Below are 25,366 nucleotides of genomic sequence, written 5' to 3' on the forward strand. Positions count from 1 at the left end.
GCCGGGACTCGCAATCCCGATCGAGGGCCTGACCACCGAGGAAGTAAGGGCTTCCCGATGGATACCCAGCAGATTAGCGCGCCCTCGCGCGCCCCGTCTCCCGTTCGCGGGGACGCCACGCCGTCATCCGGTGTCGTACACATCAACTCCCGCCACACCAGCCACTTCACGGTCGTCGGCAACCACCTCGCCCAGCACCGCGAGCTCTCCCTCCTCGCAATCGGCCTCGCCACGCACATCCAGTCGCTCCCCGCCGGGACGAAGGTCGGGATCAAACCCCTCACCGAACGCTTCCCGGACAGCGAGGCCCGCATCGCCGCCGCACTGCGCGAACTGGAAGTCCACGGCTACCTGCGCCGCACCCGCGAACGCCTCCCCGACGGCCGCGTCGTCACCCGCACCTGCTCGTACAACCAACCTGGCTCCATCGACGCCCGCCCCGTCCCGGCCCCCAAGCGACGCCCCAAGCGCAGCCACCCAGCCCCAATCGCTGCCCCTGCCCCCGCCCTGGCCCCGGTCGCCACTCCCGCACCACCGACCCCCGAGGCACCCGCACCGGCCCCCACAGCCGTAGCCCCCACACCTGCACCGCGCCCCACATCCCCCGCCGCACCCAAGCCCCCGCCACTCCCCCGACCCACCGAACCCCTCCCCCAACTCCTCGACGCCGCCACCGCGCTCCTCACCGACCTCCACCGCCGCGCACCCCACATCACCCTCACCGAACGCGACATCCACCACCTCGCCCCCGCCGTCGCCACCTGGTTCGAACGCGGCACCACGCCCGCCGCCGTCCGCCAGGCCCTCACCAGCGACCTCCCCCAGCCCCTCAGATTCCCGGCCAAATTCTTGAGGCACCGCCTCATCGCCCTCCTCCCACCCCCGACCACTCCCGCCCACCAGCCCGCCCCGCTCCAGAACTGCGACCGCTGCGACCGCGCTTTCCGCTCCCCCACCCCAGGAAATTGCCACGACTGCGCAGCCGACGAGCCGCACCTCCTGTCGGCCTGAACAAGTGGGGTCTCTACCCTGTGGTGATCACTGCTGGGCCACGGGACAGGTGGGTGAAGGAACGTCATGACGAGTGCTCCGGCATTGGCAGAGCTGCGTGAGGTCTGTCAGCCGAACGCGAAGCTTCAGAGCCGTAACGGGGAGCACTGGGCGGGCCGCCTGTACATGCGGCGGATCTCCCTGCGGACCACCCGGCAGCTGGTGCGTACGCGCGTGACGCCCGATCAGCTCACCTGGACGATGGTGGTGTGCGGGGTGGCCTCCGGCTTCGCGCTCCTCATACCCGGCCTGACAGGGGCCCTGCTCGCGGCGGTGCTCTTCCAGCTGTTCCTGCTCTTCGACTGTGTGGACGGCGAAGTGGCGCGCTGGAAGGGTCAGAACAGCGCGACGGGCATCTACGTCGACCGGCTCGGGGCCTACCTGGCGGACGCGGCGCTGATGATCGGGGCCGGGTTCCGGGCAGCGCGCGGCTCCTCGGACCTCTGGGTGTCGGTGGGACTCGCGGCGGCACTCGGAGTCGTACTGCTGAAGGCGTCCACGGACCTCGTGGATGTCGCACGTGCCCGCCGTGGCCTGCCGGTCGCGGACGACGAGGCGACCCGGCCCCGGTCGGCGGGGCTCGCCTCGGCGCGACGGCTGGCCTCGGCCTTCAAGATCCACCGGATCACCAACGGCATCGAGGCGTCCCTCGTCCTGCTGGCGGTTGCCGTGGTCGACCTGTTCATGGGCAGCATCGAGGCGACCCGGGTGACGGTGCTGGCCATCGCGGTCATCACCTGGGTCATGGTCGTGGCTCACCTGGCCTCGATCCTGTCCTCCTCGCGCCTTCGCTGAGGTGCGGGTTTCTCTATCCTGGCGGAATGACCACTCCCACTGAACTCGTGATATTCGACTGCGACGGCGTACTCGTCGACAGCGAACGAATCGCCGTGCGCGTCCAGGTCGAGGTGGGTATCGAGCTGGGGTGGCCACTGACGGCGGACGAAGTCGTCGAAAAGTTCGTGGGCCGGTCCAACGTGTCCATCGGCGAGCTGATCGACGCCCGCCTACCGGGCCGGTCCGCAGTCTGGCAGGAGCGCTTCGAGCAGCTCCACCGCGATGCCGTCGACGCCGAACTCGTCGCGGTCGACGGCATCCACGAGGCGCTGGCCGCCATCACGCTCCCCACCTGTGTGGCATCCAGCGGCAGCCACGAGAAGATGCGCCACACCCTCGGCCACACCGGACTCCACTCCCACTTCGAGGGCCGCATCTTCAGCGCCGGCGAGGTCGCGCACGGCAAGCCCGCCCCCGACCTCTTCCTCCACGCGGCCCGGCGGATGGGCGTGGATCCCTCGGCCTGCGTCGTCGTCGAGGACAGCAAGTACGGGGTGCAGGCCGCACGTTCGGCCGGGATGCGGTCGCTCGGCTACGCGGGCGGGCTGACCCCTGCGCACTGGCTGGAGGGCCCCGACACCGTGGTCTTCGACGACATGCGCAAACTGCCGACGCTCTTGATGGATATCTGACTCCTGGTCAGTTCTGGTTTCTCGCACGTAAGGCACGTCAGGGTGACCGCTACTCTGTCCTCCCCCTGCCACCGGGCGGGGAGAACAGGGGTGGACATGCGAAGAAGAATCATTGTGGCCTCCGTGGTCGCGGCAGTGGCCGCTGGGGTCGCGGTGGCGCCGGCCGCTCACGCGGAGGGGCGGGGTGACATCCGGGTCACCAAGACCGTCGTGAACGGTGGCAGCAATGTGATCGTCGGGGTCAAGAACGTCAAGCGTTTCCTGATCACCATGACAATCAAGGACAACTCGGGGGTGAAGGGGGTCGCCGATGTGTCCGCGTTCAACGCGACCAATGGCCATGGGCCGGTCGACCACCTCGGCACGACGTGCAAGAAGGTCAGCACGACGACGTCCGTGTGCACCGCGACGATGCAGATCGACCCGACGTGGATCGACTTCTACGGAAGCGGCAACGAGGGCTGGGACGCCAACTCGGTCGCGGGGACCTGGCAGGTCAACGCCACGGTTCAGGCGAATGACCGCGACTACTGGATCTCCGACCGCATCGCCCTGTTCAAGGTGAAGCGCGCCGCGACCCTGACCACGGACGCCACGCCCGAGCCGGTCAGGAAGGGGGGCACGCTGACCGTCACCGGAAAGCTGTCGCGGGCCAACTGGACGGACCTCAAGTACCACGCGTTCACCAAGCAGGTGGTGAAGCTGCAGTACAAGAAGCCCGGCGGCGCGTACAGCACCGTGAAGACGGCGACCACGGACAGCAAGGGCCACCTCCGCGCGACGGTGAAAGCCACCGCTTCGGGCAGCTGGCGCTGGGCGTTCCTCGGTACGACCACGACCATGAAGGTCGTCTCCACCGGCGACGCCGTCACGGTGAAGTGACCACGCGGCGGGCCGGGAAACGGCCCGCCGACTTCCGTACGCAAAAGGGCCGGGCACCCCACTCCCAGTGAGAGGCCCGGCCCTTTTGATCACACTGCCGATGTCAGCGCGCGACCGCCTTGGTCGCCTTGCTGGTGGCAAAACCGTTGGCGTGGCCGGTGCGGCGGGCGGTCACCTTCACGGTGATCTTCTTGCCGCGCTGGGCGGACTTGAGCGTCAGCGACGACTTGGTGGCCCCCTTGATCACCTTGCCGTTCTCGTACCACTGGTAGGCGTACGAGGTCGGGGCGGGCGTCCAGGTGCCATGGGCGGCCTTGAGCGTGCGGCCCACCTTCGCCGTGCCGGAGATCGTGGGCTGCTTGGTGGCCTTGGGCGCACTGCCCGTGGCGATCTTCACCGGGGCGGTGGTCGCGGAGCCGTCGGCGTGGCCGGTGCGACGGGCCGTGACGGTGACGGTGACCTTCTTGCCGAGCAGCGATGCCGGGGCGGTGTACGTGGACGCGGTCGCGCCGGTCACCGCCTTGCCGTCCGCCTTCCACTGGTAGGCGTACGAGGTGGCGGACGGTGTCCAACTGCCCGCCGCGGCGGTCAGCTTGGCACCCACCTTCGCGGTTCCGGTGATCTTCGGGGCCGTGGTGGCCCTGGGCGCCGTCCCCCGGGAGGGCGTGACCGTCGCCGAGGTGGCCTGGACGTCCGGGGTGCCGGTGCGCTGGGCCGTGACGGTGACGGTGACCTTCTTGCCGAGCAGCGCGGCGGGGACGGTGTACGTGGACGCGGTCGCGCCGGTCACCGCCTTGCCGTCGGCGTTCCACTGGTAGGTGTACGAGGCCGGGGCGGGCGTCCAGGTGCCGGTGGTCGCGGTGAGCCGGTCACCGACCTTGGCGGTGCCGGTGATCGCCGGGGGCGTGGTGTTCTTGAGCGGGGCCCCGGTGACGGTGAAACTGCCGCGCTGGTACCCCCACCCGTTGTGGGTGCTGACGCCGACGTTCCAGGTGCCGACGGCGGCCCCGGTCAGGTCGAGTACGGCCGTCAACGTCCGCCGGTCCGCCGAGACCGCGGTGGTGGTCGAAGTGATCTGCTTGCCGTTGAGCGACAGCACGACCTCGTCGTCCTTGTGCAGGGACGTGCCGGTCAGCTGGACCGTCACCTTGGTGCCGGTGATCCCGGTGGCCGGGGTGATCTGCCCGATGGTCACCTGCTCCGTGCCGCAGAGGACGGACGTGCAGACCGCCTCGGCCTCGTACGAGGTCTTCGATGCCTTCTCCGGCAGCGAGAGGACGAGGATGCTCGGGGTGGTCTCCTTGGTGTACGGCTCGTTCACGGCGCAGTCGTAGCCGGTCGGGATGAAGCGCATACAGCCGTTGTCGAGGCTCGGGTCGTACAGCGCGGGTACCGCCGTCTCGGTGGCGCCCGTCGTGTCGCTGATCTCCATCTTGAAGTAGTCGCGGTACGCGGTGGGCAGTGCGGCACAGACGGCGGTGTGCTGCTCGTCGAGGGTGCCGGTGACCGGGCCGTACCCGAAGGCGACGTTGGGGACCTTCTCGCACTCGGCGGCCGGTCCTTCCGCGCCGGCGATGCGCAGGGCGTCGAAGCGGTACGAGTCGGCGGCCTTCAGCCCCGATCGGACGGTGACCAGGACCTGGTAGTGGGTGGAGCCGGTGACGGCGCACGCCTGGTTCTTGTTGCACAGGGCGGTGCCGTCGGCGTCGTACACCACCACGTTCGCGGTGCCGAGCGAGTCGCGGACATTGATGTGCAGGGTGTCCTTGACGTCGGCGGTGGTGACCTGGCGGCAGCGCAGCTCGCCGGGGGCGCCCATCGTGCCGCCGGTGGACGGACCACCGACCTTCGTCGCCGGGTTCGGGGTACAGCCCTTCGCGGTCGCGGTGACATCGCGACGGGTCAGGGTGTAGTCGGCGGCGGTGTCACGGCCGGTGACGAGAACGGTGTGGGCCACGCCGGGCGCCAGTTCGCAGGTCGTCCAGGTGGAGAGGGACGAGTAGATCGAGCAGACCTGCTTGCCGTGCGGGTCCAGGACGGTGAAGGCGGCGGTGGACGTGGTGCCGGGGGCCGCCTGGAGCTGAAGGTTCTCGTAAGCGCTGTGGTCGCCGGCCGGGATGGTCAGGCAGTGCGAGAAGACACCGTCGCCGGTGGAGAACCGGGCCGCCGGGCTCGTCGCGGTGAAGTCGCCCGCCGGGATGGCCGCGCAGTCGCTCGCCGTGTCGGTGCGGTGCAGGGCGAGGGCGTACGGACCGGTCGGATTCGACTGGCTGTCGGTGGAGACCAGGGCTCGGAACGGGGCCTTGCCGGTGAGTGCGCACGTACCTGCCGAGAGGTCGGTCCAGTCGCACCGCTGTACGCCGTCGGCGTCGACGACGGTCACTTCGGGGCGTGGCCCGGACCCGCTGAGGTCCTTCAGCACGGCCAGGCGGGCGTCCGCGGGGAGTGGCAGGGACAGGCAGTCGATCTCACCGGGCGCAGTGAACGCGGAACGATACAGACCGAGCTCGACGGGCTCGCAGCCGGTGGTGGCGGAGCCGTCGAGGATGAGGGTCGGGTCGTCGGTGAAGACGGTGTAGTCACCGGCAGCGGGAAGGTCGCAGCCGTTCCAGGTGGTGCAGACGGTCTTGCCGTCCCGGTCGTACACGGCGAGCACCGAACGGGCGTCGTCGTGGACGCCGTACACGTTGTAGCGTCCGGCGGCCGGGGCGGTGAAGGTCTTGCAGCCGCTGGCCGGGACCGCGGTCGTGGGCGCGGAGTTGTATCCGTTCAGGGGTACATGGGTGCAGCCGGCCGGGTCGGAGATACGGCGGACGGTGAGGGTGTACTCGGCCGGGAAGCCTCGCTCCGCGTAGCTGACCTGGGAGAGGACCCGGTACGGGCCGTCGCCGGGCAGTACGCAGCCATCGCTGTCGTCCTCGTTGAAGTGCGGGCAGATCCGGGCACCGGTCTCGTCGGTGATCCAGGACAGGCTCTCGCCGTACACGGTCGTCTTAATCTTGTTGGTGATCCGCTCACCGGGCCTGCCCGTGAACGGCTGGCACTGGATGGCGTTCGCCCCGGTCGCCGAGCCGACGACGGGCGTGGTGTCCCAGGCCGTGCTGATCTCCGGTGCGCAGCCCTTGGTGGTGCCGAGGGGAACGACGGCAACGGTGGGATTGCTCGGCTCGGGCCAGTTGTTCGTCAGCCGGAGCGTGAAGTCCCCCGTGCGGGGCAGCCGACACCAGCCGGCACCCCACTCGGGGTCGTAGCAGTCGATCTCCGTCTCGCCGTCGAAGACATCGGCGTACGTGTTCCCGGCGTTGCCTCCGATCAGCACGACCTTGTGGAGGCCGGGCGCTTCGGCCGTGATGGTGAGGCAGGCCGTCCCGTCCGCGGGGATGGTCACGGTGCCTTCCGCCGGGGCGGCTTCACCGAAGGCGGAGAGCGGCAGCGCGTCACAGTTCTCGTCGGCCGGAGCGGCAGCCGCTGATGCGGGGGCCGCCTCGGCGGCGTACGCCGGGCCGGTACCCGCGGGGATCAGTAGTGAGAGCAGGACCGACAATGTGAGCAGCAGAGCGGTGTACGCCGCGGATCTCGCGGCCGTACATGAGCGGTTGGGCATTCCGTTCCCCCCGGACCGGTGAAGTGAGTTATTTTCGCCGGGACTTCACGAACGCCGCGTGAACGCGGTACGGCCCGGGACGCACGCAACATGTGTGCGATTTGTAAAGAACGCACATGATGATTGCACACACGCACCGCCGAACGGGCGTGTATTCCGGCCGGATGAGGATGCCCGGAGCAGCGCCCCACCACGGGGCGATCGACAGAGCGCCTTCCCTCCGTCAGCGGGTCGCTACAGATACTCCGCGTACGCGTCCAGCGCCCGCAGCACCTCCGCCTCTGCGGCCGGAGGCAGCTGCAGGACGACCTCCTCGATGCCCAGTTCCGCGTAGTGCGCCAGCTTCCCCGGGCTCGGGAGTACCGCGTAGGGGACCACCTGGAGCTGCTTCGGGTCGCGGCCGGCCGACTCCCAGGCCTCGCGCAGCTTCGGTACGGACTCCGTCAGGCCGCGGCCGCCGATCGGGAGCCAGCCGTCGGCGTACTGCGCGATGTGCGCGAACAGCTTCGGGCCTGCCGCGCCGCCGATCAGGGTGCGGGGGCCGTTCACCGGGCCGCGGGGCGCCCGGACCGGTTTCGGGTAGGCGTGGCTGGCCCGCACCGAGCCGAACTCGCCGTCGTACGGCGTCGGTTCGTCCGACCACAGGGCACGCATCAGAGCCATGCGGTCGCGGACGAGGTCCCGGCGCGTCGACCAGTTCACCCCGTGGTCCGCGGCTTCCTCGACGTTCCAGCCGTAGCCGAGGCCCAGCGTGAACCGGCCGCCGGAGAGATGGTCGAGGGTGGCGATCTGCTTCGCCAGGTCGATCGGATCGTGCTGGGCGACGAGCGTGATGCCGGTACCGAGGGCGAGGCGTTCGGTGACGGCGGCGGCCTGGGCGAGGGCGACGAAGGGGTCGAGGGTGCGGCCGTACTCGGGAGGCAGTTCGCCGCCCGCCGGGTAGGGGGTGTCCCTGCTCACCGGGATGTGGGTGTGCTCGGGTAGGTAGAGCCCGGCGAACCCGCGCTGTTCGAGCTCGCGGGCGAGCCGCAGCGGCGTGATCGTCTCATCGGTGAGGAAGATCGTTGTCGCGATCCGCATATGAGGAAACCTCCGTCGTGATCCGCTGAGGGCCTCAACGTATGCGGTGCGGTGTGGAAAGCCGAGTGTCCGGGACACCGGGCCCCGGTCGTGCCTCCCGCCGTTTCCCCGGAGTTCATGGCTCCCGGCCAGGGTCGGGTACGTCACCCCTCGCCAGTCACAACACCCCGGGGAGCCACTCGTATGTCCGCATCGCAATCCGCCCACGGCCGCCCGATGGCCAGGCGCGGCCTTCTCGTCGGTACGGCCGCCACCGCTCTAACGTTGGGCACTGTGAGCTTCGCCGACGCCGCGACCGGGGACGACGCCCCGGACCGGACCAGGACCGTGCGCGGCACTCTGCCGACCGGGTCGCCCGACTATGTGTATCTGCCGGTCGAAGTACCGCGCGGGGTACGGGAGATCGCCGTCTCGTACACGTACGGGAAGACGCCCGTCCCGGCCGGGACCCAGGGCAACGCCCTGGACATCGGCATCTTCGACGAGCGCGGCACGGAACTGGGCGGGCGCGGGTTTCGGGGGTGGTCCGGCGGGGCGCGCAGCAGCTTCTTCATCCGGGCGGACGAGGCGACGCCCGGCTACATCGCGGGGCCGGTACGGGCCGGGACCTGGAACATCGCCCTCGGGCCGTACACCGTCGCCCCGGAAGGGCTTCCGTACGAGGTGACGATCACCCTGCGCTTCGGGCCCACCGGGTCCACGCCGAAGCCGGTGTACCCGCCGGAGCGGGCGAAGGGGCGCGGGCGCGCCTGGTACCGCGGAGACTGCCATCTCCACTCCGTCCACTCGGACGGCAAGCGCACCCCGGCCGAGATCGCCGCCGCCGCGCGCGCGGCCGGGCTCGACTTCATCAACAGCAGCGAGCACAACACGTACTCCGCGCACAGCGCGTGGGACGGGCTGTGGGGTGACGATCTGCTCGTCCTCACGGGCGAGGAGGTCACCACCCGCAACGGGCATGTGATCGCGCTCGGCACCGACCCGGGTACGTTCGTCGACTGGCGCTACCGGGCACGTGACAACCGGTTCGGGCACTACGCGAAGGCCGTGCGCCGGGCCGGTGGCCTGGTCGTTCCCGCTCATCCGCACGCCACCTGCATCGGCTGCCACTGGAAGTTCGGCTTCGGCGAGGCGGACGCGGTGGAGGTGTGGAACGGGGCGTACACCCCGGAGGACGAGATCGCCCTCGCCGAGTGGGACAACTCGCTCGTGGCGGCCGTCCGTACGTCGAAGCCGTGGGTTGCGGCGATGGGCAACAGCGACGCGCACCGGGAGCCGGACAAGGTGGGGCTGCCGCAGACCGTCGTCCTCGCCGACGAGCTGTCGCGCGAGGCGATCACGGCCGGAATCCGGGCCGGGCGCTCCTACATCGCCGAGTCGTCCGCCGTCACCCTGTCCTTCGGGGCCTCGGGCGGGCGCGGCCTGCACGCGGGGATCGGTGAACGGCTGCGGGTGGACGGGGACGACACCCCGGTCACCGTACGGCTGGAGGTGACCGGGGCACCCGGCTGCACCGCGCACTTCGTCACCGACCAGGGCACGCTGTTGACGGCCACGCTGCCGGAGTCGGGGACGGGGACGGTCCAGTGGCGTACGACGCCGGTGTACGCGGCCTATGTGCGGGCCGAGGTCCGGCACCCGGCGACGGTGCCGGGGCTGCCGGGGGCACTGGCGGCGCTCACCAATCCGGTGTTCCTGGAGGGTTGGTAACTGCTCGCCGGGGAGTGCGCATGACGTCGGTTCAGCTTACTTGGACCACGTCCCACGTCGTCCAGGCTTCCCCTCGCCCGAGGCCGCGTACCCGCCGGCCTCGGGCCCGCCGTCCGCCGTGCGCTGTTCGTTCATGCGTCGACGAACGTGCCGGAAGCCGAAGGTCTCACGCGCCGTTCGTCTGCCCGGATCACGGGGTCACTGCGTGCGGTAGGCGTCGACGATGGTCTGCGTGAGGGTGTTCCCGGCAGTGTCGGTCAGCTCTGCGCGCAGGGAGACTCCGGTGCCCGCGCGTGGGTTGCGGATCGTCACGGCACCGTTCTCGACCGGGACCCGGGTCCAGGAGGAGCCGCCGTTCACGGATACCGAGACGGCCAGCGAGCGTGTGCGTCCGTCCGCGGCGGCTCCCTGCACGGTGACGGGGACACGGAGTGCCGTGTCCGCCGCTGCGGTGCCGGTCGGGCTGAGCGCGGGCGAGAATCGCACGGCGCTCACCGGCACCGGGGCCGGGCCGGCCGTGGTGTCCGAGGTGAAGGTCCACGACGCGGTCACACGGGTGGCGGTGCCGGGCGCACCGCCGCGCTTCACCGTGCTGGTGACGCGGTACGCCGCGCGCCCCGGTGGCACGGTGAACTCGGCTCGTCCGGGGGCGCCGGACTGCGTCCCGACGAGCACCCCGTTGCGGTGCAGAGTGGTCGAGGCCGCGCCGTACGGCGGTGACGACGGAACGTGGCCGTCGCCGTCGGCGAGCAGCGGGACATCGACGGTGACACTGTCGCCGTCGCGCACGACGCCGGGGCGGCCGGTGAGATGGGGACCGAAGACGGCGTTGTCGAAGGTGTGCGTGGTCGTGGCCCCGGCGCGCACGGCTATGCCGTCGGCGCTGTAGCGGTTCGCTGCCGTGCCCGGCTCAGCGGGGGCCCAGTAGGTGACGTCCCAGGTGCCGCGTTCGGGTGTCACGAGGTAGGTGGCGGTGCCGGGGGTCGTCAGTTTCTGCGTGACGCCGATGGTCGGTCCGGCACTCGGTGCCAGGTCGATGGTCGCGGCGCCCTCGGTGCCCGGCCGGGCCGCGCCGCGGATCTGCACGGTGGCCAGGTCCTTCGGGGAGGGGTGCCGGGTGAGTCCGGTCAGGGCACGGGTGCCGGTGAAGGTGTAGCCGAGCGAGTAACCGGTGGCCTCGGTCGTCCAGTGCGAGTCGTACCACTGCTTCACCGAGCCGGGTTCGGCGGCGGGGCCCAGGTGGGCGACGCGCAGGTTCGCAGCGGCGATGACCTGGTTGATGAAGCGGGTGGTGCCGCCGTGTGTGACCTCGACGAACATCCCGCCGCTCAGGAAGCCCGCGGCGCGGTCGGGCGGAGTCACGTCGACGGGGGCGGTGGTCCGCGCGTCGACGGTGACGGTGGTGTCGTGGTCGAGGTCGAGGCGCGGTTGGACGATCCAGTCCTTCCCGTCCGCGCCCTTGCCACCGGTCAGGAGACTGTCCAGCAGGTACCGGCCCTTGGGCAGGCGCACGGTGGTTGTGCCGGAGGCGTCGTGCGGCTTGACGGACTCGTCGGCACCCGGGCCGGAGATCCCGGTGACGGTGGTTTCGTACTCCCCCGTCGAGCGGCCGGCGCGGTCGAGGTGGTTGATCGTGAGGGTGTACGTCTGCGGCTCTGCGGCGAAGGCCGTGGTGTCCCAGGCGGGCGTCGCGCTGCCGACCAGGGCGACGGCGATAGCCAGAGTCCGCAGGGCACTCCGGCGGGATACGGAAGAACTGTTCATGACCTGCACTGCGCTGCCGCGCGCCGGCGTTCCCGTGAGCCGCGTCACACCGCGCACGAGGTCGCGGCCCCGGCCGGCATATGTGGCGCACGTCACCGGAACCGGCACAACGGACGCGGCAGAGCAGAGTGTGGAGTCACTCATGAGGAATCGCTTCCGCCGCGGAGACCGCGACGCCCTGGGAGAGCTGTACGACGAGCACGCCCAGGTGCTGTACCGCTATGCGCTGCGGGTGACGGGCGACTGGGCGGAGGCCGAGGACGTCGCCTCGGCGACGTTCCTGGAGGCATGGCGCAGCCGGGAGAAGCTGCGCCCCGACGGGGACAGTCTGCGCCCATGGCTGCTGGGAATCGCCACCAACATCATGCGCCGCAACGCACGCGCACGCCGACGCCGCGAGATCGCGCTCGCCCGCGTCCCCGAACGCGGCTCCATTCCGGACTTCACCGACGATCTCGTCACGCACCTCGCGGATGCCGAGCAACTGCGTGCCGCGCACACCGCGCTCGCCCGCCTGCGGCGGCGCGACCGGGAGGTCTTCACCCTCGTGGTGTGGGCCGGCCTGGACTACGCGGCCGCGGCCGAGGCACTCGGCGTGCCGATCGGCACCGTCCGCTCACGCCTGTCCCGCGCCCGTGCCCGACTGCGCGAACTCACCGACGCAGAAGCCCGCGCCACACGCTCAGGGGCCACGCGGGCCGGAGCCGAACGCCCCTCGCGGCGGGAAACGGGGAACCCGCCGCCACCCCCGACAAGCCAGTACCGGGCCGCTTCCCCGCGGCCCGGTCGTTGACCCAGGAGAACCACGGATGAACACCACCCCGCGACGCCGTACGCACCACCGGTCCGAGGAGACCGAACGCCTCGGCCTCACCGGCCTGCTGCCCCCACCGCCGGTCCCCGGCCTGGGCCCCGACCGTGAACTGCTGCTGAAGGAAGCACTGCTGCACAAGGCCACCCCCGTCGAACCGCCCGGCAGCCTCGTCACCCGGGCCCCGCGCCCGCGCCGGCGTCTGGTCCGGTTCGCGGCGCCGGCTGTCGCCTGCGCCTTGGCGGTCGGCGGCGTCATGGCGGTGAACCTCGCGGACACCCCCGGGCACGGCACCACCGCGGTCAAGGATGGCAGCGCCACCGGCGCACCCGAGGCGGCACAGCTCCTCGACCGCATCGCACTCGCCGCCGCCGGGACGAAGCAACCGGCGGTCCGCGCCGACCAGTTCCTGTACATCGAGAGCAAGGTCGCCTACGCCGCGCAGAGCGCCGCAGGAGGCCCCGTGACCATGGCCCTGGCGCACACGCGGCAGGTGTGGTCGTCCGCCGACGGCAGTCGCCCCGGCCTGCTGCGCGAGGCGGGCGAGCCCGACAGCCGGCTCGACGACGACGCACCCGTTTACCACCTCGACGGCCCGGGGGCGACACCCCGGCCGAGCACCCCGGACAAGAAGGGCCCGTCGATCAGCGACCCGACCCACGAGTACGTCGCGTCGCTGCCCACCGACCCCGACGCCCTGCTGAAGCTGATCCGGGACGAGACCCGCGGACAGGGCCAGGACCCGGACCAGCGAGCATTCACCGCGATCGGCGACCTGCTGGCCGAGACCTGGGCACCACCGAAGGTCGGTGCCGCGCTCTACAGGGCCGCCGCGAAGATCCCCGGAGTCACCGTGATCCAAAAGGCCGCCGACGCCACGGGACGCGAAGGCGTTGCCGTCGCCCGTACGGCACACGGGCAGCAAACGCAGTGGGTCTTCGACCGGACCACGTACGCATTCCTCGGTGAACGCACGGTCCTCACCGAAGCCGGCGACGCCGGCCCGGCCGGAACCGTTGTCGGCACCTCCGCGATCCTCACCAAGGCCGCAGTCGACCGCGTCGGCGAGACTCCCGCGCCGACGACGACGTAGCGCGGCAGCCATACGCATCGTCCGCCCCGGGTCACGGTCCCACCGGGGCGGCCGATGCGCCGCATCGCACGCCCCCTCCGAGATGTCTCGACATCAAGAGCTCAATGGATCAAAAGGGAAGCCTGGGGAGATTTGTCTCGATAACAAGATATTTGACATCGATATACCTGCCGTCCGTGCCGACGTGCCCCGTCCCTGTGCGCTTCACGGCCGGGAGCGTCACAGTGGAAGGGGGGACATGGGGCGGGCCTGCCGGAGGAGGTGTCCGGATGGATGTGACCGGCGAAAACGACGACCGGCTCCGCGACTACCACAGCAAACGGCACTTCGACGCGACGGCGGAGCCGCGCGGCGACGGCGGGCGGACGGGTGCGGCGCCCTGTTTCGTCGTACAGATCCACCAGGCGCGGCGCATGCACTTCGACTTCCGGCTGGAGGTCGGCGGCGTGCTGAAGTCATGGGCGGTGCCGCGCGGACCTTCGGAGAACCCGCGCGAGAGGCGGCTGGCCGTCCCCACGGAGGACCATCCGCTGGAGTACCGCACGTTCGAGGGAGTCATCGCGAAGGGCAAGTCCGGCGGCGGCACGGTGATCGTCTGGGACCAGGGCACCTACCGGCCGCTCAGCCACGACCGCTGGGGTGCGCCCGTGCCGTTCGCGCAGTCCCTTGAGGACGGGCACGCGACCTTCTGGCTCGACGGCACCAAGCTGCACGGCGAGTTCGCCCTCACCCGCTTCAAGGGAGGCGGTGCGGACGACGCCCCGGGCGGGGAGATATGGCTGCTGATCAAGGCCAAGGACGGGCGCGCCACCCATGACGGGCCGGACGCACCGGACCCGTACCGGGCACGTTCGGCCCGTACGGGGCGCACCCTGCAACAGGTCGCCGCCGAGGAAGGGGGCGGACTTCCGTGACCGCTCGCAGGACCGTTGAGGTCCTTCTCAGCCGCTACGGCACCACCTACGCCGCCGAGGCCGGCATCCGGCTGCGGAACACACCGCAGCCCCTCTACCAACTCCTCGTGCTCAGCGATCTGTTGAGTGCCCGCATCCGGGCGTCCGTGGCGGTGGCGGCGGCACGCGCGCTGTTCGCCCACGGCATGCGGTCCCCGGACCGGATGATCGGGTCGACATGGCAGCAGCGTGTCGACGCGCTGGGCGAGGGCGGCTACCGGCGCTACGACGAACGCACCGCCACCCAGCTCGGCGACGGGGCGGAGCTCCTGCTGGTCGAGTACGGGGGCGATCTGCGGCGGCTGCGCAAGGAGGCCGACGGCGACCTGGGCATCCTGCGGTCCGGGCTGCGCAGAACCCCGGGCATGGGCCCGGCCGGTACGGACATCTTCATACGCGAGGTGCAGGCAGTGTGGCCGGAGACGGCACCGTTCCTGGACGGAAAGGCTCTCCAGGGCGCCGAGAAGCTGGGACTGCCCGCCTCACCGGCGAAGCTCGCACAGCTGGCGGAGCAGGCCGAGCAAGCAGAGCAGGCCGACGACCGCGGGCCTGCCGTACTCGCGGCGGCCCTGGTGCGCGCCGCGCTGGACAAGCACGTCGTGGACGACGTCGCGGCGCGGGCCTGAGGAAGCGGCCCACCGCCCCGGCCCACCGCCCCGGCCCGTCGGCCGGGCCCTCGCTACACCCCCGCGGCGGCAGTCCGGCTCAGGAACGCCAGCCGGGCCCGCTTCTCCGGCTTGTCGATCTCCGGGCCGAGTTCGAAGCCCGCCCGGACCATCCGTGCGACGGCCTTCTCGTTGCGGGCGTCCGGCTCGACGACGATCCGCAGGTGCGCCGGGTCGCTGAAGACGTAGCCGATGAGCACCGAGAGCAGGGCGGCCGTGAAGCCGCGTTCGGTGGTGTCGCCCGGACCGATCAGGAGGTGGACGCCGAAGTCGCCGGGCCGGACGTCGTAGCAGTCGGCCAGCGGGTCGGCGGCCGGTTCGTACGTCTGGAAGAGGGCGACCGGGACGCCGTCGCGCAGGGCCAGATAGGCGTGGTGCGTGGTGAGCGAGTCCAGGAACTCGTAGGTCTCCAGGACCTCTTCACGGCTCGCGTCACCCATGCCCCAGAAGCGGGCGCGCTCCTCGGTGACCCAGCCGTGGATCAGGTCGAGGTCCGCGGCGGGGTCCACGGGGACGAGGCGGACGGTCCCGAAGCCGGGGGCCTCCTGCTCGTGGACGGGGGTGCGCACCGCGCTCGCGGCGGGGTCGGCGGTCATCTCGGCTCTCTTCTCTGTTCGGTGCAGCTTGTTCCAGTCCATGACCACGGGCGCGAGGTCGCCCCTTGCCCACAACGGCAGTTGGTCACGGTGGTGGGCGTCACCGCGGACCCCGGACGCCCCGAACGGGACCACCCACAGGCTGTCCTCGCGCCGGGCCAGGTCCCAGACGTAGCGGGCGGCGGGGCCGCGGGCGAACCGGTCGGTGATGCCGGGAACGCTTGAGGTGGACAGCACGCAGTCGTGGTCACCGGCGAGGCCCGACCGGTCCGCGTCGGGGTCCGCACCGGGCAACGCCTGCCAGGGGGCCAGTCGGTGCACCTCGCCCCAGGGCCGCGGCGAGGCGCCCTCCGGGTACCGGGCCGCCACCGCCTCGGCCGCCGCGGCGACGGCCGCCAGCCGGTCGGTGCGCGGCAGCGGTCCGTGTGTCAGCAGGTTCTCCAGGGCGTACGCGATTCTCGGCACGGCGGCCAGCCAGGGGCGGAACAACGCCGGGTACGCGGGCGATCGGGCCGGGTCGGCGGAGCCGGTGAGTGCGGCCAGGGCGGGGTGGGCGGCCAGCCGGTGCACGACGTCCGCGCGCACGGCCGCATACAGCGTGGCGTCCGTGCTGTCGGCCTCCATGTGCCGGTCCCAGCACAGGAGTCGGTCACGCAGACGGGCGGCCCCGTGGCTGAGACCGGTCGCCCCGGCCAGCAGCTCCAGCAGCGGGCGGGCGGAGGCGAGACGGGTGTCGGTGTGGATGTCCACCATGCCCTTGGTGGTCCAGTCGCCGGACCGGCCGATCAGTTCCCGGATGCGTTCCGCCCGGTGCGGGGGCGCGAACTCGACGCCGAGCGGGGCGGCGAGGCCGCGCGCGTTGGCCATCACCGCCGCACCGTCGACCTCGGTGCGCGGCATCGGCGCATGACGGCCGCGCCAGGCGTACGCCGGGTCGTTGGCCGGTACGACGCGCAGCCGGTTCTCGCGCGGGCGCAGCGGGACGTGCCCGGCGACCCGGTGCAGGGTGGCGCCCGTGGTGTCGGCAGCGAGGACGACGTTGACCGGCTCCGCCCAGTGGTCCAGGGCGGCATCGAGATCGGCGACGGTACGGGCCCGGAGCAGGGCGGGCAGCACCTCGAAGCCCAGCTCGTGGGTGACACGGGGCGGATGGCGGAGGCTGATGCCGCCCGCCGGGCCGCCGTTCACACCATTCTCCGCGCCGACGCCGTCGTCACCGTCCGGCCCACCGATGATCACCGGCCCGCGCCCGGTCTCGATGATCTCGGCCGTGACCGGGTCGGCGCCCGCCACCTCGATCGTCTCGGTGTGGGAGGCGGCCGCCTCCCAGCCCCCGGGGCCCAGTGCCTCGACCCCGCCCGTCGCCGTACGCCGCAACCGCTCCCGGTACAGGTCCTGGTAGTCGGCCATCGCGTTGGTGATCGCCCATGCGACGCCGCCGGTGTGCCCGAAGTGCGCGATGCCGGGTACGCCGGGGACGGCGAGGCCCACCACGTCGAAGTCGGGGCAGGCGAGCCGGATCTGCTGGTAGACGCCCGGGTCCTCGATGAAGCGGTGCGGGTCGCCCGCGACGATCGCCGCCCCGGTGGCGGTGCGGTCGCCGGTCAGCAGCCAGCCGTTGGAGCCGGAGGTGCCGGGGCCGTCGGTGGCGAAGAGCTCGATCGCTTCGTCGCCGAGCCGGCGGGCCACCTCCTCGCGCCAGAGTTTGGTGGGGAAGCCCGCGAACAGGATGTGGGTGGAGAGCCAGACGCCCAGCGGGGTCCAGGGCTCCCACCGTCCCGGGGCGACCCCGGCAGCCGTGAACTCCGGGGCGAGGCACGCCCCTTCGGCCAGGCCCTCATTGACGCCTTCGACGTACGAGGCAACCCATGCGGCGGTCTGCGGCGCGACGAGCTCCAGACGTTCGAAGCAGCGTTGCGCGGTGTCGGCGAGCCGGGCCTGCCGGGCGAACCGGTCCCAGTCGACGGCGTCCGCACCGAGGAACGCGGCGGTGGTTCCCTGGACCCGGTGGCGTTCGATCTCGATCTGCCAGGCGCGGTCCAGGCCGGCGTTACGGCCCTGGGCGTGGGCGAGTTCGAGGGTGCTGCCCGCTCGTACATGGGGGATGCCCCAGTCGTCCCGGTAGACGTCTCCACGCATGCCGCATCCCGCCCCTTGCCAGATCGTTCGACTTCCCAAGCCCCCAAAATTTAGGTTAGCCTAACCTAAAGTAATTCTTCGGCGCGGGGAGGGACAGCTGTGGGCCACGGCTGGGAGGGCGTTGTCCTCAAGCTCATGCGGGGACGGGACTTCACGTTCACCGTGACCGGGGCCGAGCAGGTCACCGAGGACTTCCGCCGGGTACACCTCACCGACGGCGGGCTGCTCGCCGCGACCGGCGGAGCACACCCGACCATGTGGGTCAGGATCTGGTTCGAGCAGGGCGGCAAACCGCACCAGCGCGCCTACACGCTGGTCGACCCCGACCCGGCGGCCGGGACGTTCAGCCTGGAGTTCGCCCTGCACAACGGCGCCGCGAGCGACTGGGCCCGCAGGGCCGAGCCGGGTGACACGATCGAGGCGACCCTGCAGGGCACCGGCTTCACCCTGCCCGAACCGCCACCCGCCCGGCTCTTCGTGATCGGCGACCCGGCCTCGCTGCCCGCCGTCAACTCCCTGCTGGACGCGGTCCCGCGGACCCCGGCCACCATCTGGTTCGAGACCACGCACGCCTCGGACGAGAAGCTGCCGTTCCGCCTGGACCCGGACCACCACACCCTGCACCTGGTGCCGCGCCGCGACGGGGGCGCCGGGCTGGTCGCCGAGGTGAAGGCCGCGCTACCGGAGCTGCTGGGGGCCGACCCGTCCGATGCGTACGTCTGGATCGCCTGCGACACGGCGACGACCAGGTCCCTGTCCTCGTACGTACGCAAGGACCTGGCCGTCGCCAAGGAGCGGTTGAACGCGCTGGGTTACTGGCGCGCGGGCTGAGCGGACTCCGGCTCCCCGGGTCTCCGGTCCAACCCGAACGCCAACCCGTCGAAACGAATCGGCGACCCTGCTCCTGAGTGGGATGACGCGACCCGTCACCACCATCCGCCCCGCCCGGGAGGCGTTCGCCTCCCGGGCCGCGCGGCCCTGGTCCCACCGGAGTGTCGAGCGCAGGCCGCCGGGTCCCGAGCCGGCCGGCAGTCCGTGTGGGCGGGCAGCCGTACGCACGCTCCGCGGCTTGTACGGGTCTCAGCCAAAAGCCCCGGCCGTCAGTCCTCCACAACCAGCGCCGGAGTCTCCTTCGTCAGCACCTCGCCGCGGAAGAACGCCGGGCTGCGGCGCTGCATCACCAGCATCAGCACCAAACCGAGCAGCAGCAGCCCGACACCGATCACGAACACCGAGCCGACCCCGAAGACCGACGAGCCGGAGCCGTACGCCGGATCCCACATGTCGTAGAGGGTCTTGCCGAAGACCGCGGTGAGCAGGATTCCGCCGACGACCGGGAAGAGGCCCTTGAAGACCAGGTCGCGGACGGAGCGGGTCAGGTCGGCGCGGAAGTACCAGGCGCAGGCGAACGCCGTCAGCGCGTAGTAGAAGCAGATCATCAGGCCGAGCGCGTAGATCGTGTCGACCAGGACGTGCTCGCTGACCAGGGTCATGACCGTGTAGAAGACGCCGGTCGCCACACCCGCCGTGACGGTGGCCTTCCCCGGGGTCCTGAAGCGCGGGTGGACACGGGCGTACGAGGCGGGCAGGGCCTCGTACGTGGACATCGCCAGGACCGTGCGGGCCACCGGGATGAAGGTGGTCTGCAGGCTCGCGGCGGCGGAGGCGAGCACGGCGATGAAGAGCAGGACGCCGAGGCCCGGGCCCATGACCGGGCCGGCGAGTGCGGCGAAGACGTTGTCGGAGGTGTCCGGGTTGGCAAGGCCGAGACCCGAGTCGCCGGAGCCGACGGCCATCTGGGCGGCGACACCGGTCGCCAGGTAGGAGCCGACGAGCACGACCATCGCGATGAGGGCGGCGCGCCCGGGGGTCTTCTCGCTGCCGACGGTCTCCTCATTGGCGGTCAGACAGGCGTCCCATCCCCAGAACATGAAGATCGACAGCGACAGACCCGCCGTGAACGTCGCGAACGACTGCACCGCGAACGGGTTCAGCCAGGACCAGGAGAAGTCCACCGACGAGGCGAACTCCCCACTGTTCGCCTTCTGTACGGCCATCGCCACGAACAGCGCGAGGACGACGAGCTGAAGGCCCACCAGGGCGTACTGGACACCCTTGGTGGCCGTCATCCCCCGGTAGCTGATCGCCGTGGCGATCGCGATCAGGATCAGACAGGTGAGGATGTGGACGGGTTTGCTGTCGTCCAGGGCGGCGATCGAATCGCTGCCCGTGATCTCGCCCGCGAGGAGCCAGAAGTACGAGGTGGCGACGCCCGCCAGGTTCGACAGGACGATGATCGTCGCGATGACCAGGCCCCAGCCGCACATCCAGCCGACGCGCGGGCCGAATGCCTTCACCGTCCAGGTGAAGGAGGTACCGCAGTCCGGCATGGCCTTGTTGAGTTCGCGGTACGCGAATGCGACGAGCAGCATCGGCAGGAAGCCGGCCAGGAAGACGGCGGGCATCTGCACGCCGACCTCGCCCGCGGTGGAGCCGAGGGTGGAGGTGAGGCAGTAGACGGGGGCGACGGTGGAGATGCCGATGACGGCACTGCCCATCAGGCCGACGGAGTTCCCGCCCAGGCCCTTGCCGCGTACACCGCCGTCGGCCGGGGCCGTGCCCCGTACCGGGTCTCCGGCCTGCGGCCGCGCGTCCAGCTGTGTCATGAAGAGGACGTTATGCGCTGCGATATCCATATTCGGAGGCTGAGACTCCGGAACCCCATCCTTGAATTTCAAGTGACAGAACGGGCACATGGAAATTAATTGAAGGCGATCGATGAGTACGACCTGCCAATGAGAGGTCAACGCTCGATCGCAGCGCCGTACGAGAATCGCAGCACTGCCCGTTTTGTGGTGGTTCAAAATTTTCCCGTGGGTGTCCGCTCAGCGGACACCCACGGGGTATGCCGGTTCAGCCCGGCCAGACGATCGCCTGGAGTTCGCTGTATGCGTGCAGGGCGTACGAGCCGACATCGCGCCCGACTCCGCTCTTCTTGAACCCGCCGAACGGGGCCTCCATGTTCCGCCCGATGGTGTTCACGCCGACCCCGCCGGCGCGCAGCTGCCGGGCCACCCGGAAGGCGCGTGCCACGTCCGAGGACCAGACGTAGTCGATCAGTCCGTAGTCGCTGTCGTTGGCGAGTGCGATGCCCTCGTCCTCGTCGTCGAAGGGGACGACCACGACCACGGGGCCGAAGATCTCCTCGCGGACGACGCGCATGTCGTTGGTGCAGTCGGCGAGGAGGGTGGGGGCGACGTAGAAGCCCCGGTCGAGTCCGGCCGGGCGTTCGCCGCCCGTGACGATCCTCGCCCCCTCCTTCCGGCCGAGTTCGACGTACGACTCGATGCGGTCGCGGTGGGCGGCGGAGATGACCGGGCCGACGACCGTGCCCCGGTCCGTCGGGTCACCCACCTTCAGGTGACCCGCGTACGCGGTGAGTTTCTCGATCAGGGCGTCGTGGGCCGCGCGCTGTACGAGGACGCGGGTCGGGGCCGTACAGATCTGGCCGCTGTAGAAGGAGAACGTGGTGCCGATGCCCGCCGCCGCGGAGTCGAGGTCCGCGTCGTCGAGGACGACGGCGGCCCCCTTCCCGCCCAGCTCCATCAGCTGCCGCTTCATGGAGCGCCCGCACACCTCTGCGATGCGCTGTCCGACGGCCGTGGAGCCGGTGAAGCTGACCATGTCGATGTCCGGCGAGTCGACGGCGGCCTCGCCCGCCCCGGGGCCCGATGCGGTGACGACATTGACGACGCCCGCCGGAACGCCCGCCTCGTCGAGCGCCTCGGCCATCCGGTAGACGGAGAGCGGGTCCTGCGGTGCGGGTTTCACGACGACCGTGTTGCCCATGGCGAGTGCGGGGGCGACCTTGCCGGCCGGGTTGGCCCAGGGGTTGTTGTACGAGGTGATGCAGGTGACGACGCCGACCGGCTGGCGTACGGCGAGCGCCCCGAAGACACCGGCCCGCCCCATCGGCCCGGCCTCGTTGATCTGCGGTGCGATCGGCTCCTCCACCGGTTCCAGTGCGCCCCTGGCGTACCGGCGGAAGCGGGCGGCGCCGACAGCGGCCTGCATGGCCCTGGCCGTCGACGTGGTGGCGCCGCTCTCCGCCTGGGCGAGTGCGGCGTTCCCGGTGAAGTCGCGCTGCATCAGGTCGGCGGCGCGGTCGAGGATCGCGGCGCGCTCCTCGGGGCGGGTGCGGGACCAGGTGGCGAAGGCCTCGCGGGCCGCGGCCGCCGCCGCGTACACCTGCTCGCGGCTCGCCTCGGGGGCGAGGCCGACGACCTCCTCGGTGGCCGGGTTGATCACCTCGTAGTGGCCGTGGTCGGGTTCGGTCCACTCGCCGCCGATGAAGAGGCGCCGGTTTCTGTCGCTCATACGGTGCTCACCGTCCGGGTGTCACGGCCGGAGCGGAGCACCGTGCCGGGGACCGCGCCGGTCACCTTGTCGTCGCGCAGGGTCTCCACGCCGTTGACACGGACGGACACGATGCCGATGGCCTTGGAGTCGAGGCGGGGGCTGTCGCCGGGCAGATCGTGTACGAGGGTGGCGGGCCCGGCGTCGATGCGTTCGGGATCGAAGAGGACGAGGTCGGCGTGGAAGCCCTCCTCGATGCGCCCGCGGTCGCGGAGCCCGAACAGCCGGGCGGGGTCGTCGGTGAGCATCTTGACGGCCTGTTCGAGGGGGAGGAGTTTACGTCGGCGCAGGCAGTCGCCCAGGAAGCGGGTGGTGTACGGGGCGCCGCACATCCGGTCCAGGTGCGCGCCCGCGTCGGAACCGCCGAGCATGACGTCCTCGTGCTCCCAGGTCTGCCGTCGCAGCGCCCAGGAGTCGGGGTCGTTGTCGGTGGGCATGGGCCACAGCACCGTGCGCAGCCCGTCGTCGGCGCATATCTCGACGAGGCAGTGGAAGGCGTCCTGTCCGCGTTCGGCGGCTATGTCGCCCACGACGCGGCCGCTCAGCCCTTCGTTGGCCGCGCTGTACGTGTCCCCGATGACGTACCGGCCGAAGTCGGCGAGGCGGCGGAAGACGCCGGCCTCCTTGCTGTCGGCACGGCGGAGCATTTCGGCGCGGGTGCCGGCGTCGCGGAGCCGTTCGATGCGTTCGGGGACGGGGAGGGCGAGGATGTCGCCCCAGCCGGGGATGAGGTTGAGGGCGCAGAAGGTGCCGAGCGACATGTTCATGGGGGTGAGGATCGGCATGGTGAGCGCGACGATCCGGCCGCCGGCCCGGCGGGCCCGTTCGCTGGGGACGAGCTGGCGGGGTACGCGTTCGGGGACGGCGGCGTCGATGGTGAGGACGTTCCAGTTCAGCGGGCGGCCCGCGGTGGCGGTCATGTCGACGAGGAGCTCGATCTCCTCGTCGGAGAACTGATCGAGGCAGCCCGCCACGATCGCTTCGAGCTGGGTGCCTTCGTGTTCGCCGACGGCGCGGGAGAGGGCGAGGAGCTCCTCGGGGAGCGCGTGCCGGGAGGCGACGGGCTGTCCGTCACCGTCGGAGTGGGTGGAGGACTGGGTGGTGGACAGCCCCCAGGCTCCGGCGTCCATCGCGTCGTGGAACAGCGCGAGCATGGCGTCGAGCTGTTCGGGGGTGGGCTGCCCGCCGATCGCGTCGGCACCCATGACGTGTCTGCGCAGGGCGCAGTGGCCGACCATGAAACCGGCGTTGACGGCGATCCGTCCTTCGAGGGCGTCGAGGTATTCGCGGAAGCTGGACCAGGTCCAGTCGACGCCCTCCTCCAGTGCCTTGAGGGCCATGCCCTCCACCCGCGACATCATGCGGCGGGTGTAGTCGGCGTCCTCGGGGCGTTCGGGGTGGAGCGGGGCAAGGGTGAATCCGCAGTTGCCTCCGGCGACGGTGGTGACGCCGTGGTTCATGGAGGGTGTGGCGTACGGGTCCCAGAAGAGCTGGGCGTCGTAGTGGGTGTGGGGGTCGACGAAGCCGGGGGCGAGGACGAGGCCGGTGGCGTCCTCGGTGGTGACGGCTTCCTCGGCGAGCGTGCCCGGTTCGGCGATGACGGCTATGCGGCCGTCGCGGATGCCGATGTCGGCGGGGTACGAGGGTCCGCCGGTGCCGTCCACGACGGTCGCTCCGCGGATGAGGTGGTCGAGCATGACGGGGGTTCCCTTCTGTGTTTCCCGCCGCGGGTACATGGGTGTGCAGCCGGGGTGCGCACGGCCGCGGTACGCACCCCGGCTCCACGGAGCGGCGGTCCGGGAAGACGCCGCTGGTCTCTTGAGCCCCTCCGGCTTTCGAGGAGCGGGAACAGCTTTCGGCCCCTTTGGCGATTGAGGAACGGGGGCCCGGGGGCGGAACCCCCGGGCACGGGAAGGGGCGGGCAGGGGGACAGACCCGCCGCAGGCGCACCCACACCCCTTGCGCACCCACACCGCAGGCGCGCCCCGCCCCGCCCCTACGCCCCCGCCGTCCCCCGGAACCGCGAGGTCCGGTGCACCGGGTCCGTATCGATCTTCGGGATCACGTGCTCACCGATCAGCTTGATCGAGTTCAGCGTGTCCTCGCGGCTCATCCCGATCGGCAGCCCGAAGCTCAGCTGATCCGCCCCCGCCTGCTCCCACCGCTTGCACTGCCGCAGCACCTCGTCCGGATCACCGCAGATCATCAGCTCCTCGGCGATCAACAGCTCGATGATCTCCTCGGAGTACTCCGGCAGCAGCTCGGGCCACTCCGGGATGCCCTCGGGCCGGGGGAACGTGTCGTGGTAGCGGAACAGCAGCGACTGCAGATAGTTCAGCCCGCCGCCCACCGCGATCTCGACGGCCTTCGCGTGCGTCTCGGCGCAGATGGCGGTGGAGGTGACCATGACGTTGTCGTTGACGAAGTCGCCGACGGGTTCGGCCTCCTTGACGGCCGTCTTGTAGGACTCGACGACCCACTCCATGTCGGAGACCTTCTGCACGCTGAAGCCCAGCACGCCGAGCCCCTTCTTGCCCGCCATCGCGTACGAGGACGGCGATCCGGCCGCGTACCACATCGCCGGGTGCGACTTCCCGTACGGCTTGGGCAGGATCTTGCGCGGCGGCAGCGACCAGTGCTTGCCCTGGAAGCCGACGTACTCGTCCTGGAGCCACATCTTGGGGAACTCGGCGATGGTCTCTTCCCAGAGTTCCTTGGTGTGGTTCATGTCGGTGATGCCCGGCATGAACCCCAGGATCTCGTGACTGCCGGCCCCGCGCCCGGAGCCGAATTCGAAGCGGCCCTCGGAGAGGTGGTCGAGCATGGCGACCTTCTCGGCCACCTTCACCGGGTGGTTGACGGGGGCGAGCGGGTTGAAGATGCCGGATCCGAGGTGGATGCGGTCGGTGGCGTGTGCGAGGTAGCCCAGGTACACATCGTTGGCCGAGAGATGCGAGTACTCCTCCAGGAAGTGGTGCTCGGAGGCCCAGGCGTACTTGAAGCCGGACTTGTCCGCCTGGATGACGTACTCGGTCTCCTCGATCAGCGCCTTGTGCTCTGCCCCGGGGTCGATCTTGGCCCGTGCGGCTGGCACGTACCCCTGTACAAAGAGCCCGAATTCCAAGGGGGTTCAC

18 protein-coding genes are annotated in these 25,366 nt (G+C 70.8%); 10 read left to right on the top strand and 8 right to left on the bottom strand.

Annotated elements, in window-relative coordinates:
* Window positions 1–57: 57 nt before the first annotated feature.
* The 4 genes from IEZ15_RS19635 to IEZ15_RS19650 all read left to right on the top strand — a co-directional run bounded on the left by IEZ15_RS19635 (window position 58) and on the right by IEZ15_RS19650 (window position 3,401).
* Window positions 58–1,011, top strand: a complete 954-nt coding sequence (locus tag IEZ15_RS19635; RefSeq protein WP_189278477.1) for a helix-turn-helix domain-containing protein — start codon at window positions 58–60, stop codon at window positions 1,009–1,011.
* A gap of 66 nt (window positions 1,012–1,077) precedes the next feature.
* Window positions 1,078–1,845: a CDP-alcohol phosphatidyltransferase family protein gene (locus IEZ15_RS19640; protein WP_189278479.1), complete on the top strand. Its 768-nt coding sequence runs from the start codon at window positions 1,078–1,080 to the stop codon at window positions 1,843–1,845.
* Window positions 1,846–1,871: 26 nt separating this feature from the next.
* Window positions 1,872–2,519: an HAD family hydrolase gene (locus IEZ15_RS19645; RefSeq protein WP_189278481.1), complete on the top strand. Its 648-nt coding sequence runs from the start codon at window positions 1,872–1,874 to the stop codon at window positions 2,517–2,519.
* A 96-nt stretch (window positions 2,520–2,615) separates the two neighbouring features.
* On the top strand, window positions 2,616–3,401 hold the full coding sequence (locus IEZ15_RS19650) for a hypothetical protein (RefSeq protein ID WP_114249096.1): 786 nt from the start codon (window positions 2,616–2,618) through the stop codon (window positions 3,399–3,401).
* 103 nt (window positions 3,402–3,504) lie between these two features.
* Here IEZ15_RS19650 and IEZ15_RS19655 read toward each other — a convergent pair whose 3' ends face one another.
* A complete protein-coding gene (locus IEZ15_RS19655) occupies window positions 3,505–7,005 on the bottom strand; it encodes a hypothetical protein (RefSeq protein WP_189278483.1) in 3,501 nt (1,166 codons plus the stop codon).
* A 234-nt stretch (window positions 7,006–7,239) separates the two neighbouring features.
* Complete coding sequence (locus IEZ15_RS19660; protein WP_189278485.1) at window positions 7,240–8,085, bottom strand: LLM class F420-dependent oxidoreductase; 846 nt, start codon at window positions 8,083–8,085, stop codon at window positions 7,240–7,242.
* Window positions 8,086–8,301: 216 nt separating this feature from the next.
* Here IEZ15_RS19660 and IEZ15_RS19665 point away from each other — a divergent pair, with 216 nt between their 5' ends.
* Window positions 8,302–9,795: a CehA/McbA family metallohydrolase gene (locus IEZ15_RS19665; protein ID WP_373302588.1), complete on the top strand. Its 1,494-nt coding sequence runs from the start codon at window positions 8,302–8,304 to the stop codon at window positions 9,793–9,795.
* 198 nt (window positions 9,796–9,993) lie between these two features.
* Here the strand turns inward: IEZ15_RS19665 and IEZ15_RS19670 are convergent, their stop codons facing one another.
* Window positions 9,994–11,559 (bottom strand): serine protease, encoded by a 1,566-nt coding sequence (locus IEZ15_RS19670; RefSeq protein ID WP_189278489.1) that lies wholly within the window; start codon window positions 11,557–11,559, stop codon window positions 9,994–9,996.
* Between the two features lie 142 nt (window positions 11,560–11,701).
* Between IEZ15_RS19670 and IEZ15_RS19675 the strand changes: the two genes are divergently transcribed.
* The 4 genes from IEZ15_RS19675 to IEZ15_RS19690 all read left to right on the top strand — a co-directional run bounded on the left by IEZ15_RS19675 (window position 11,702) and on the right by IEZ15_RS19690 (window position 15,042).
* Window positions 11,702–12,352 (top strand): RNA polymerase sigma factor, encoded by a 651-nt coding sequence (locus IEZ15_RS19675; RefSeq protein WP_229845980.1) that lies wholly within the window; start codon window positions 11,702–11,704, stop codon window positions 12,350–12,352.
* Between the two features lie 16 nt (window positions 12,353–12,368).
* Window positions 12,369–13,463: a CU044_5270 family protein gene (locus IEZ15_RS19680; protein WP_189278491.1), complete on the top strand. Its 1,095-nt coding sequence runs from the start codon at window positions 12,369–12,371 to the stop codon at window positions 13,461–13,463.
* 269 nt (window positions 13,464–13,732) lie between these two features.
* Complete coding sequence (locus tag IEZ15_RS19685) at window positions 13,733–14,377, top strand: DNA polymerase ligase N-terminal domain-containing protein (protein ID WP_189278493.1); 645 nt, start codon at window positions 13,733–13,735, stop codon at window positions 14,375–14,377.
* Complete coding sequence (locus IEZ15_RS19690) at window positions 14,374–15,042, top strand: endonuclease (RefSeq protein WP_189278495.1); 669 nt, start codon at window positions 14,374–14,376, stop codon at window positions 15,040–15,042. The genes IEZ15_RS19685 and IEZ15_RS19690 overlap by 4 nt, the downstream gene beginning before the upstream one ends.
* A gap of 53 nt (window positions 15,043–15,095) precedes the next feature.
* On the opposite strand, the gene IEZ15_RS19695 is transcribed toward IEZ15_RS19690, so the two are convergent.
* Window positions 15,096–17,816: a GNAT family N-acetyltransferase gene (locus IEZ15_RS19695; protein WP_189278497.1), complete on the bottom strand. Its 2,721-nt coding sequence runs from the start codon at window positions 17,814–17,816 to the stop codon at window positions 15,096–15,098.
* A gap of 99 nt (window positions 17,817–17,915) precedes the next feature.
* Here IEZ15_RS19695 and IEZ15_RS19700 point away from each other — a divergent pair, with 99 nt between their 5' ends.
* The gene (locus IEZ15_RS19700; RefSeq protein ID WP_189278499.1) at window positions 17,916–18,647 is read left to right on the top strand and encodes a siderophore-interacting protein; all 732 of its coding nucleotides are present in this window, start codon (window positions 17,916–17,918) and stop codon (window positions 18,645–18,647) included.
* 269 nt (window positions 18,648–18,916) lie between these two features.
* On the opposite strand, the gene IEZ15_RS19705 is transcribed toward IEZ15_RS19700, so the two are convergent.
* The 4 genes from IEZ15_RS19705 to IEZ15_RS19720 form a co-directional block, all read right to left on the bottom strand.
* Complete coding sequence (locus tag IEZ15_RS19705) at window positions 18,917–20,482, bottom strand: APC family permease (RefSeq protein WP_189278501.1); 1,566 nt, start codon at window positions 20,480–20,482, stop codon at window positions 18,917–18,919.
* Window positions 20,483–20,729: 247 nt separating this feature from the next.
* Window positions 20,730–22,193, bottom strand: a complete 1,464-nt coding sequence (locus IEZ15_RS19710) for an aldehyde dehydrogenase family protein (RefSeq protein WP_189278503.1) — start codon at window positions 22,191–22,193, stop codon at window positions 20,730–20,732.
* A complete protein-coding gene (locus tag IEZ15_RS19715; protein WP_189278505.1) occupies window positions 22,190–23,929 on the bottom strand; it encodes an N-acyl-D-amino-acid deacylase family protein in 1,740 nt (579 codons plus the stop codon). Before IEZ15_RS19715 ends, IEZ15_RS19710 begins: the two co-directional genes overlap by 4 nt.
* A gap of 299 nt (window positions 23,930–24,228) precedes the next feature.
* Window positions 24,229–25,356 carry an LLM class flavin-dependent oxidoreductase gene (locus IEZ15_RS19720; RefSeq protein ID WP_189278508.1) on the bottom strand — a complete coding sequence of 376 codons (1,128 nt, stop codon included), beginning with the start codon at window positions 25,354–25,356 and terminating at the stop codon, window positions 24,229–24,231.
* Window positions 25,357–25,366: the final 10 nt, after the last annotated feature.

The sequence above is a fragment of the Streptomyces atratus genome (assembly GCF_014648655.1).
In the GTDB taxonomy this organism is placed as follows: domain Bacteria; phylum Actinomycetota; class Actinomycetes; order Streptomycetales; family Streptomycetaceae; genus Streptomyces; species Streptomyces atratus.

Coding starts and splice junctions, on each gene's coding strand:
- IEZ15_RS19680 (WP_189278491.1), top strand. CDS start 12,369: ATGAACACCACCCCGCGACGCCGTACGCACCACCGGTCCGAGGAGACC.
- IEZ15_RS19710 (WP_189278503.1), bottom strand. CDS start 22,193: ATGAGCGACAGAAACCGGCGCCTCTTCATCGGCGGCGAGTGGACCGAA.
- IEZ15_RS19715 (WP_189278505.1), bottom strand. CDS start 23,929: ATGCTCGACCACCTCATCCGCGGAGCGACCGTCGTGGACGGCACCGGC.
- IEZ15_RS19640 (WP_189278479.1), top strand. CDS start 1,078: ATGACGAGTGCTCCGGCATTGGCAGAGCTGCGTGAGGTCTGTCAGCCG.
- IEZ15_RS19705 (WP_189278501.1), bottom strand. CDS start 20,482: ATGACACAGCTGGACGCGCGGCCGCAGGCCGGAGACCCGGTACGGGGC.
- IEZ15_RS19650 (WP_114249096.1), top strand. CDS start 2,616: ATGCGAAGAAGAATCATTGTGGCCTCCGTGGTCGCGGCAGTGGCCGCT.
- IEZ15_RS19645 (WP_189278481.1), top strand. CDS start 1,872: ATGACCACTCCCACTGAACTCGTGATATTCGACTGCGACGGCGTACTC.
- IEZ15_RS19695 (WP_189278497.1), bottom strand. CDS start 17,816: ATGCGTGGAGACGTCTACCGGGACGACTGGGGCATCCCCCATGTACGA.
- IEZ15_RS19660 (WP_189278485.1), bottom strand. CDS start 8,085: ATGCGGATCGCGACAACGATCTTCCTCACCGATGAGACGATCACGCCG.
- IEZ15_RS19635 (WP_189278477.1), top strand. CDS start 58: ATGGATACCCAGCAGATTAGCGCGCCCTCGCGCGCCCCGTCTCCCGTT.
- IEZ15_RS19685 (WP_189278493.1), top strand. CDS start 13,733: ATGGATGTGACCGGCGAAAACGACGACCGGCTCCGCGACTACCACAGC.
- IEZ15_RS19655 (WP_189278483.1), bottom strand. CDS start 7,005: ATGCCCAACCGCTCATGTACGGCCGCGAGATCCGCGGCGTACACCGCT.
- IEZ15_RS19665 (WP_373302588.1), top strand. CDS start 8,302: ATGGCCAGGCGCGGCCTTCTCGTCGGTACGGCCGCCACCGCTCTAACG.
- IEZ15_RS19675 (WP_229845980.1), top strand. CDS start 11,702: ATGAGGAATCGCTTCCGCCGCGGAGACCGCGACGCCCTGGGAGAGCTG.
- IEZ15_RS19670 (WP_189278489.1), bottom strand. CDS start 11,559: ATGAACAGTTCTTCCGTATCCCGCCGGAGTGCCCTGCGGACTCTGGCT.